Source organism: Faecalibacterium hattorii (assembly GCF_003287455.1).
GTDB classification, from domain to species: domain Bacteria; phylum Bacillota; class Clostridia; order Oscillospirales; family Ruminococcaceae; genus Faecalibacterium; species Faecalibacterium hattorii.
Window position 1 is genome coordinate 18,618 of sequence record NZ_PRLC01000025.1, and the last position, 8,897, is coordinate 27,514.

At 60.4% G+C, this 8,897-nt stretch carries 6 protein-coding genes; 3 read left to right on the forward strand and 3 right to left on the reverse strand.

The window, feature by feature from the left end:
- Nucleotides 1-153: 153 nt before the first annotated feature.
- The 3 genes from C4N23_RS13155 to C4N23_RS13165 are packed head-to-tail and all read right to left on the reverse strand — an operon-like array spanning nucleotide 154 to nucleotide 2,715.
- Nucleotides 154-786 (reverse strand): CatA-like O-acetyltransferase, encoded by a 633-nt coding sequence (locus C4N23_RS13155; protein WP_112146567.1) that lies wholly within the window; start codon nucleotides 784-786, stop codon nucleotides 154-156.
- A gap of 17 nt (nucleotides 787-803) precedes the next feature.
- Entirely contained in the window at nucleotides 804-1,727 is a 924-nt protein-coding gene (locus C4N23_RS13160) for a GNAT family N-acetyltransferase (protein ID WP_112146569.1), read from the reverse strand.
- Complete coding sequence (locus C4N23_RS13165; RefSeq protein ID WP_112146570.1) at nucleotides 1,720-2,715, reverse strand: RluA family pseudouridine synthase; 996 nt, start codon at nucleotides 2,713-2,715, stop codon at nucleotides 1,720-1,722. The genes C4N23_RS13160 and C4N23_RS13165 overlap by 8 nt, the downstream gene beginning before the upstream one ends.
- Nucleotides 2,716-2,944: 229 nt before the next feature.
- Here C4N23_RS13165 and C4N23_RS13170 point away from each other — a divergent pair, with 229 nt between their 5' ends.
- From C4N23_RS13170 to uvrA, 3 genes are all read left to right on the forward strand, one after another.
- Nucleotides 2,945-3,670 (forward strand): JAB domain-containing protein, encoded by a 726-nt coding sequence (locus tag C4N23_RS13170; protein WP_112146571.1) that lies wholly within the window; start codon nucleotides 2,945-2,947, stop codon nucleotides 3,668-3,670.
- Nucleotides 3,671-3,761: 91 nt separating this feature from the next.
- Nucleotides 3,762-5,819 (forward strand): excinuclease ABC subunit UvrB, encoded by a 2,058-nt coding sequence (gene uvrB / locus C4N23_RS13175; protein ID WP_112146572.1) that lies wholly within the window; start codon nucleotides 3,762-3,764, stop codon nucleotides 5,817-5,819.
- Nucleotides 5,806-8,706 (forward strand): excinuclease ABC subunit UvrA, encoded by a 2,901-nt coding sequence (gene uvrA, locus C4N23_RS13180; protein WP_112146573.1) that lies wholly within the window; start codon nucleotides 5,806-5,808, stop codon nucleotides 8,704-8,706. Before uvrB ends, uvrA begins: the two co-directional genes overlap by 14 nt.
- The last annotated feature ends 191 nt before the right edge of the window (nucleotides 8,707-8,897 follow it).

Consider the following 8,897-nt stretch of genomic DNA (forward strand, 5'->3'; position numbering starts at 1 on the left):
AGCCACGCGAAAGCGTGGCTTTTGCCTTACGTGGAAGGACGGTAGCTGTCCTTTTCCACAATATCATAAATGCTGCGCCCGGCCAGCTGCTCAAAATGGGCTTTCAGGGCAAGGGCTTCTTCGCGGGTGGGGGACATGCGAAAAACTCCTCCGTTACGGCTCCAGTGCGTCGATGGACGCCTGAAGCGTCTGGTAGAATCTGCCGAGATGCACACCGTCGAGGAAGCGGTGGTTGACTTCCACCGACATCCCCAGCGTTTCGCGGCCGGTGCCGTCCGGCACGTACTTCCCCCACGCGATGCGGGGGATGTTGTCGTCCCGGTCAAAATCCCGCTCGTTGGTCAGGGCCGTCAGGTCCAGCCACGGGACGCAGGAAAAATAGATGAGGGTGTCCAGCTCCTTGTCGTCTTGGTCGAGGAAATGGGTCTGCGCCTCGCTGCGGGCCTTGGCGGCGGCGCAGAACTGCTCCATCGTCTGCTCCTGCGGCAGGGTGACGATGTAAAAATCCTCGCTGCCGGGTTTCAGGTCGGTAAAGCTGGGGATGCGCTCGTCCAGCAGGAAAATCTCGCCGCCCCGGACGGTATAACGGAAGTTCTCCACGGCATTGACGGCGTTCGTAGCCAGATAGACCAGCGCATAGTAAAACGAAAGGCCATGCCGCTTGGTGTAGGCGTGGAGCCGGGTCACATCCACCCGGAAGGTGGCGCTGTAAAAGGGCTGGGACACCGCCGAGAAAAAGCCGAACTTTTCCGCGCGGGGCCAGCGGGCCGGGTCGATCTTCTGCATGGGAACCTCCCGTTCTCTTAAAAAGCGTACCGCTCCATGGTCTCCGGGCTGCGGAACTCGTGCTTCTCGTAGTAGCCGATGAGGGTGCCATCGGCGTCCCGCAGGGCGACCATGTAGACGTCCTTGTTCTGCTTCTCGTTGTGATGGGTGTAGATGATGTTGTGCTCCGGGCTGGCCGCGAACCAGTCCACGACCTGCTGAATGCGATTGTTGGAGCTGGCATTGTGGCAGTGGAGCAGACTGCGGCCGATGAGCTGCGCGCCGCCGTGCTTCGCATAATTGCGGATGGCAGCGGGGTTCATATAAATGATGGTGTGCTGTAGATCGCACAGCACGACCGAAGCGGTGTCTTGGTCGATGACACTTTTGAAATAGGCGTTCAGATCAGACATGGGAGTCCTCCTTGGGTTCCATAAAATGTGTTCGATGGTCTGTGCTTCGCCCTGCGGAGTGGGAACGCAGAGGCTGGCCAGAAATTGAAAGCCCAGCCGTTCCTGCAACATCCGGGAGGGCGTGTTGAACGAATAACACCCGCACTGGACGAAATCGAAGTGCTCATCGTCAAAAAGCTCGGCAATGACGGCGCGGATGGCTTCGGCGGCATACCCTTTGCGCTGAGATTCCCGCCGGATGCAGAAGGAAAGCGTCTGCCCGCGTTTGCCCTGCAATTGCGGCAGGGCAGCAAGGGGAGCCGGGAGGGCACCGATGTTCAGGTTGCCGATGAGCTGCTCGTTGGCCTTTTCCACGATGCCGTAACAGCGGGGTTCCTTGTCCTTGAGCCAGTCGAAGTTCTGGCGAATATCGGTTTCAGCGTGTAGAAAGGCGCGGCCCATCATCCGGGACATCTCGTCGTCCACGGCATAGGCGGCGTAAGCCGGGAAATCGGCCTCTTCCAGCCGTCGGAGCAGCAAACGGCTGGTCTCTACAAAACAGTTATTCATGGGCGTTTTCTTTGTTCTTATCCAGCGCGTCGAACTGTTTGACGATCTGGGGGTCTTTCAGCTTGATGACCTTGCCGGAGAGGTAATGCAGGGTGTTTTCCTCCGGGATGTCGAGGAAACGGATGCGGACGGCGCAGAGGGCTTGGGTCTTGGTGCCGGTGCGCTCGTTCATCTTGCGGTTGCCGTATTTGATGTCGCCCAGAACCGGCTTGCCGAGGTAGGCGAGGTGGGCGCGAATTTGATGTGTCCGCCCGGTGATGAGGCCGATCTTGCACAGCGCGAAAGGCCCGGCGGTGCGCAGAACATCCACATCGGTGATGATCTGCTTGCGGCGCTCGTCCTGCGACTGGTGGGCGTGGATGCTGACCTTGTTGTTCTTTTCGTCGTGCTCCCACCACGCGGCGAACCGGCCGCTCTGGGGGATGCCCACGGTGATGGTGTAGTATTCCTTTTTGAGCAGGTCGGTGCGGATGATCTCGTTCATATCCCGCAGGGCGGCGTAGCTCTTGGCCGCAATGACCAGCCCCTCGGTGCCGCGGTCCAGCCGGTTGCAGATGCCGGGCTTGAAGCGGTTTTCACCGTGGGGGTCGTATTCGCCTTTCTGCGCGAGGTACTGGATGAACGCATCCACGAGGTTGGCGTCGCCGGTGCGGTCGCTGTGGCAGAGCAGGTGGGTGGGCTTATAGAGGACGGCAATGTTCTCATCCTCGTAGATGACGGTCACCTTGGGCTGGCTGGGCTGCTTCTTAGGCGCTTTCGGCGCGGGCTTTGTCCCTTCCGGCGGAAAAAACTCGTCGTTGATGTACAGCTCAATGAGGTCCCCGGCCTTGAGGCGGTCTTCGGGGACACCCTTTTTGCCGTTGACCTTGATGCGCTTATTGCGGAAGCTTTTATAGAGCAGACTGGTGGGAAAATCGCGGGTCACGCTCTGTACAAAGCGAGACAGGCGCACTCCCTCGTCGTTGGCAGTGGCGGTAAATTGTTTCATAAAACAGAGTCCTTTGATTCAAAAATAAGAGGTTGTCCTTATGCCAAGGACTCCCCTGCAAGGGGAGCTGGCGCAAAGCGCCTGAGAGGCCGTACGAAGGATCGGGTCCTCTTTTTCTATAATAAACTACCGGATTTGCGAAGTCAACGCGAAAATTTGGGCGGGACTCTTGTGTTTTGGGAAAAATCGGGTACTATTAGAAGGAAGAATGCGCGAAAGGAGCCGACCCATGGCCGAAGAAAAGAAGACCCACGAAGGGCACCGCCAGCGGATGCGGAAGAGGGTAGAGCAGCAGGGCTTCGACAGTCTGGAACCCCATGAGGCGCTGGAATACCTGCTGTACATCACCAACGCGCGGAAAGATACGAACCAACTGGCCCATGACCTCATGGGCCGGTTCGGCGATTTTGCCGGGGTGCTGGAAGCCACCGAAGAAGACCTGCTGACGGTGGAGGGCGTCGGCCCCGCCACAGCGCGGATGCTGCATCTTTTACCGGCGGTCAGCCGATACTATACCCAATGCCGCACCAACGGGAAGATCAGCTTCAAGACCACGGAGCAGTTGGCGGTCTATCTTCTCCGGTTATTTGCCGGAGCGGAGCAGGAGCGGGCGCTGCTGCTGGCGCTGGACGGCCGCAGCCGCATCAAGGCGACCCTCTGGCTCAAGGACGGCACCGGCGACCGGGTCAGCCTTGCCATCAAGGACGTGGTGGCCGCGGCGCTGAAGGGCGGCACGGACAGCGTGGTGCTCTGCCACAACCATCCCAACGGCATGGCCCTGCCCTCGCGGGAGGACATTCAGGCCACCGAGAACATCGTGCGGGCGCTGGGGCTGGTCCGGGTGCATCTGCGGGACCACATCATCCTGACCGAGAGCGAGTACTTCTCCATGCGGGATGAGAATCGGCTGCCCTTCTATGACTTTGCAACAGGGGAGATGCTGAGGCCGTATTGAATCTTTTTGTTTACAATATAAAATAGTTGTGCTATACTGAACATGAAAAAGCACAACTATTTGTGGTTCTCACGGAAAGGAGAGTGCGGTGATGGCAGACGAGAAGTTCCATCTGGTGTCGAATTATGCCCCGACGGGCGACCAGCCGCAGGCCATCCAGCAGCTTGTGGAGGGAGTGGAGCGCGGCGACCGGTGCCAGACCCTGCTGGGCGTCACCGGCAGCGGCAAGACCTTTACGATGGCAAACGTCATCGCCCAGTGCAACCGCCCCACCTTGGTGCTGGCCCATAACAAAACGCTGGCGGCCCAGCTCTGCACCGAGTTCCGGTCCTTTTTTCCGGACAATGCGGTGGAGTATTTTGTTTCCTACTACGATTACTACCAGCCGGAAGCCTATATCCCCAGCACCGATACCTATATTGAAAAGGACAGCGCCATCAACGACGAGATCGACCGGCTGCGCCATTCGGCGACGGCGGCTCTGTCCGAGCGGCGGGACGTCATCATTGTGGCGTCGGTGTCCTGCATCTATTCGCTGGGCGACCCCATCGACTACCGCAGCATGGTCATCAGCCTCCGCCCCGGCATGGAAATGGAGAGGGATGAGCTGTGCAAGCGGCTGGTGACGCTGCAATATGAGCGCAACGACATCAATTTTATCCGCAACAAGTTCCGGGTCCACGGCGACACGGTGGACATCTACCTTGCCTATATGAGTGACCTCGCCATCCGGGTGGAGTTTTTCGGGGACGAGATCGACCGCATCATCGAGTTCAACCCCGTCACGGGGACCAAGCAGAATGTGGTCAAGCATGTGGCCATCTTCCCGGCCAGCCACTACATCGTCAGCGCCGAGAAAAAGGCGAAGGCGCTGGAAAAGATCCGCGCCGAGTGCGACCAGCAGGTAAAGCAGTTCACCACCGAGGGCAAGCTCATCGAGGCCCAGCGCATCCAGCAGCGGACGAATTACGACATGGAGATGCTGACCGAGGTGGGCATGTGCAAGGGCATCGAAAACTATTCGGCGGTGCTGTCGGGCCGCGCGCCGGGCAGTATGCCGACCACGCTGCTGGATTATTTCCCGGAGGATTTTCTCCTCTTTGTGGATGAGAGCCACGTTACCCTGCCGCAGGTGCGCGCCATGTACGGCGGCGACTATGCCCGCAAGAAAACGCTGGTGGAGTACGGCTTCCGTCTGCCCTCGGCGTTCGACAACCGCCCCCTGAAATTTGAGGAAGTGGAGTCGAAGCTGAACCAGATGATCTTCGTTTCGGCCACCCCCGGCGAGTACGAGCGCCAGAACAGCACCCAAGTGGCCCAGCAGGTCATCCGGCCCACCGGCCTTCTGGACCCGCTCATCTCGGTGCGCCCGGTGGAAGGGCAGGTCACCGACCTGCTGGGCGAGATCAACGCCCGCACCGCAAAGAACGAGCGGGTGCTGGTGACGACCCTGACCAAGAAAATGGCCGAGGACCTGACGGATTTCCTGACGGAACAGGGGGTCAAGGTCAAGTATATGCACCACGAAGTCGATACCTTCGAGCGGATGGAGATCATCAAAGACCTCCGCCTCGGCTCCATCGACGTGGTGGTGGGCATCAACCTGCTGCGGGAGGGCCTCGACCTGCCGGAGGTCAGTCTGGTGGCCATTCTGGACGCCGATAAGGAGGGCTTCCTGCGCAGCGAGACGAGCCTCATCCAGACCATCGGCCGCGCGGCCCGCAACGCCGAAGGTCTGGTCATCATGTATGCGGACGAGGTGACGGACAGCATGGACCGCGCCATCACCGAGACCGAGCGCCGCCGCGCCATCCAGATGGCCTACAACGAGGCCCACGGCATCGTGCCCAAGACCATCGTGAAAGCCATCCCGGATTCCATCGAGATCAGCGACAAAGCCGAGAACGCGAAGCGGAACACCCGCCGGATGGGCAAGATGGAGCGCGAAGCGGCCATTGAGCGCCTGACCCGCGAGATGAAGGAGGCCGCCAAGCTGCTGGAATTTGAGCACGCGGCCTTCCTGCGCGACCAGATCGACCGTCTGCGCCGGGGCGAGAACCCCACCGTGGACTCCGACGCCGAAACGGAGCGCAAGCAAAACCATGCACAGACACAGAGAAGAGGGAGAAAGTACCTTGGCAAACGATAAGATCGTCATCAAAGGGGCGCGGGAGCACAACCTGAAAAACGTAGATCTGACCCTCCCGCGCGAAAAACTCATCGTCATGACCGGCCTGTCCGGTTCGGGCAAGTCGAGCCTTGCCTTCGATACCATTTACGCCGACGGCCAGCGCCGCTACGTCGAGAGCCTGTCCAGCTATGCCCGGATGTTCCTTGGCCGGATGGACAAGCCCGATGTGGACGAGATCACCGGTCTGTCGCCGGCTATTTCCATCGACCAGAAGACCACCAGCCACAACCCCCGCTCCACCGTGGGCACCGTGACGGAAATTTATGATTATCTGCGTCTGCTGTACGCCCGCGTGGGCGTGCCCCACTGCCCGGTCTGCGGCCGGGTCATCAGCCAGCAGACCGTGGACGAGATGGTGGACGCCGTCCTGAAGCTGGACGAGGGTACAAAGTTTCAGATCTTGGCCCCCGTGGTGCGCCAGCGTAAGGGCACCCAGCAGAAGGAACTGGACGCGGCCCGGCGGGGCGGCTACTCCCGCGTCCGCGTCGATGGAAATCTCTACGACCTCGATGAGGAGATCACGCTGGAAAAGAACATCAAGCACACCGTCGAGATCGTCGTGGACCGCCTTGCCATGCGCGAGGGCATCCGGGGCCGTCTGGCCGATTCGCTGGAAACGGCGCTGGCCCTCACCGGCGGCATCGCCGAAGTGGACGTCATCGGCGGCGAGTGCATGACCTTCAGCCAGAATTTCGCCTGCCCGGAGCACGGCATCTCCATCAGCGACCTGTCGCCCCGGCTGTTCTCCTTCAACAACCCGCTGGGCGCGTGCGAAAAGTGCACCGGCCTTGGTACGTTTATGCGGGTGGACGAGGAGCGCATCCTGCCCAATCGGAACCTGTCCATCCGGCAGGGGGCCATCAAGGCCAGCGGCTGGTACTACGCCGAAGGGTCGGTGTCCGAGATGTACTACCTCGGTCTTGGCAAAAAGTACGGCTTCACGCTGGATACGCCCATCAAGGAGATGAGCACCGAGGCCGTGAACGCCATCCTTTACGGCACCAACGGCGAAAAGATCGAGATGCACCGCACCAACGAGTTCGGCAGCGGCGTCTACTATAACAGCTTTGAGGGCATCGTCGAGAACTTGGAGCGCCGCTTCCGCGAGACCAACAGCGAGTGGATGAAAGAAGAGATCGGCAGCTTCATGTCCGGCGTCGAGTGCCCGGACTGCCATGGCCGCCGCCTGAAGCCGGTGGTGCTGGCCGTGACCATCGGGGATAAGAACATCAGTGAATTCTGCGAGATGTCCATCCGGGAGGAGCTGGAGTTCATTGCAAAAAATGAGCCGAATCTGACCGAAAAGCAGCGGCAGATCGGTGGCCAGATCATGAAGGAAATCAAGAACCGGCTGCAATTCCTGCAGAGCGTGGGTCTGGATTACCTGACGCTGGCCCGCTCGGCGGGCACCCTTTCCGGCGGTGAAAGTCAGCGCATCCGCCTGACCACCCAGATCGGCAGTGCGCTTTCCGGCGTGCTGTACGTGCTGGATGAGCCGAGCATCGGTCTGCACCAGCGGGATAACGACAAGCTCATTGCGACCCTGAAAAACCTCCGGGATCTCGGCAACACGGTCATCGTGGTCGAGCACGACGAGGACACCATGCGCAGCGCCGACTATATCGTGGACGTGGGCCCCGGCGCGGGCGTTCACGGCGGCGAGATCGTGGCGGCGGGCAGCGTCAAGGACATCTGCAAGGCCAAGCGGAGCATCACCGGCGACTACCTGTCCGGCCGCAAGCGGATCGCCGTGCCGGAGATCCGCCGCGCGGGCAGCGGCAACTACCTGACCGTCCGGGGGGCGCGGGAGAACAATCTGCGCAACATCGACGTCCGCTTCCCGCTGGGTGAGTTCATCTGCGTCACCGGCATTTCCGGCTCCGGCAAATCCAGCCTCATCAACGAGATCCTGTACAAGACGCTGGCCAGCGAGCTGAACGGTGCCCGCGCCCGTGCGGGCAAATGCGACGGGGTAGAGGGGCTGGAATTTGTCGATAAGGTCATCGGCATCGACCAACAGCCCATCGGCCGCACGCCCCGCTCCAATCCGGCCACCTACACCGGGGTGTTCAACGATATCCGCGCCGTCTTTGCCGAAACGCAGGACGCTAAAATGCGCGGCTACGGCCCCGGCCGGTTCAGCTTCAACGTCAAGGGCGGCCGCTGCGAGGCCTGTGAGGGCAACGGCATCCTGCAGATCGAAATGCACTTCCTGCCGGACGTCTACGTCCCCTGCGAAGTCTGCAAGGGTGCCCGCTACAACCGCGAGACGCTGGAAGTGAAGTATAAGGAAAAGACCATCTCCGACGTTCTGAACATGACCGTGGAGGAGGCGGTGGTCTTCTTTGCCAACCAGCCCAAGATCGCCCGCAAATTGCAGACCCTGCTGGACGTGGGGTTGGGTTATGTGACGCTGGGCCAGAGTGCGACCACCCTTTCCGGCGGCGAGGCCCAGCGCGTCAAACTGGCCAATGAGCTGGCCCGCCGCGGCACCGGCAAGACGGTCTACATCCTCGACGAGCCGACCACCGGTCTGCACATCGCAGATGTCCACCGCCTGATCGAAGTGCTGCAGAAGCTGGTGGATGCGGGCAACACCGTCATTGTCATCGAGCACAACCTCGACCTCATCAAGTGTGCCGACCACATCATCGACCTCGGCCCCGAAGGCGGCAGCGCGGGCGGCCTCATCGTCGCCGAGGGCACCCCGGAGCAGGTGGCTGAGGTGGAGGGCAGCTTCACCGGCCAGTACCTGAAGCCGCTTTTGGAAAAGGATAAGCTCCTGCGTGCGCAGGAAGCCGAGGCCGCCGTAAATGCTCCCGCCAAGAAGACGAAAAAGAAATAACGCACATCCGCTCGTTTTGCAAAAAACTGCAAAACTTTCAAAAAACTGTTGACAAACACCCTTGTTTCGCGTATAATACTTCCTGTCGCCACGCTTCGGTAGGGAGGCGGACGCGATATCCGGGTGTAGCGCAGTTTTGGTAGCGCGCTTGAATGGGGTTCAAGAGGCCGTGAGTTCGATTCTCGCCACTC

Bases quoted from the DNA above. Each gene is read 5' to 3' on its own strand.
- C4N23_RS13155 (WP_112146567.1), bottom strand. From the start codon at position 786: ATGCAGAAGATCGACCCGGCCCGCTGGCCCCGCGCGGAAAAGTTCGGC.
- C4N23_RS13160 (WP_112146569.1), bottom strand. From the start codon at position 1,727: ATGAATAACTGTTTTGTAGAGACCAGCCGTTTGCTGCTCCGACGGCTG.
- C4N23_RS13165 (WP_112146570.1), bottom strand. From the start codon at position 2,715: ATGAAACAATTTACCGCCACTGCCAACGACGAGGGAGTGCGCCTGTCT.
- C4N23_RS13170 (WP_112146571.1), top strand. From the start codon at position 2,945: ATGGCCGAAGAAAAGAAGACCCACGAAGGGCACCGCCAGCGGATGCGG.
- uvrB (WP_112146572.1), top strand. From the start codon at position 3,762: ATGGCAGACGAGAAGTTCCATCTGGTGTCGAATTATGCCCCGACGGGC.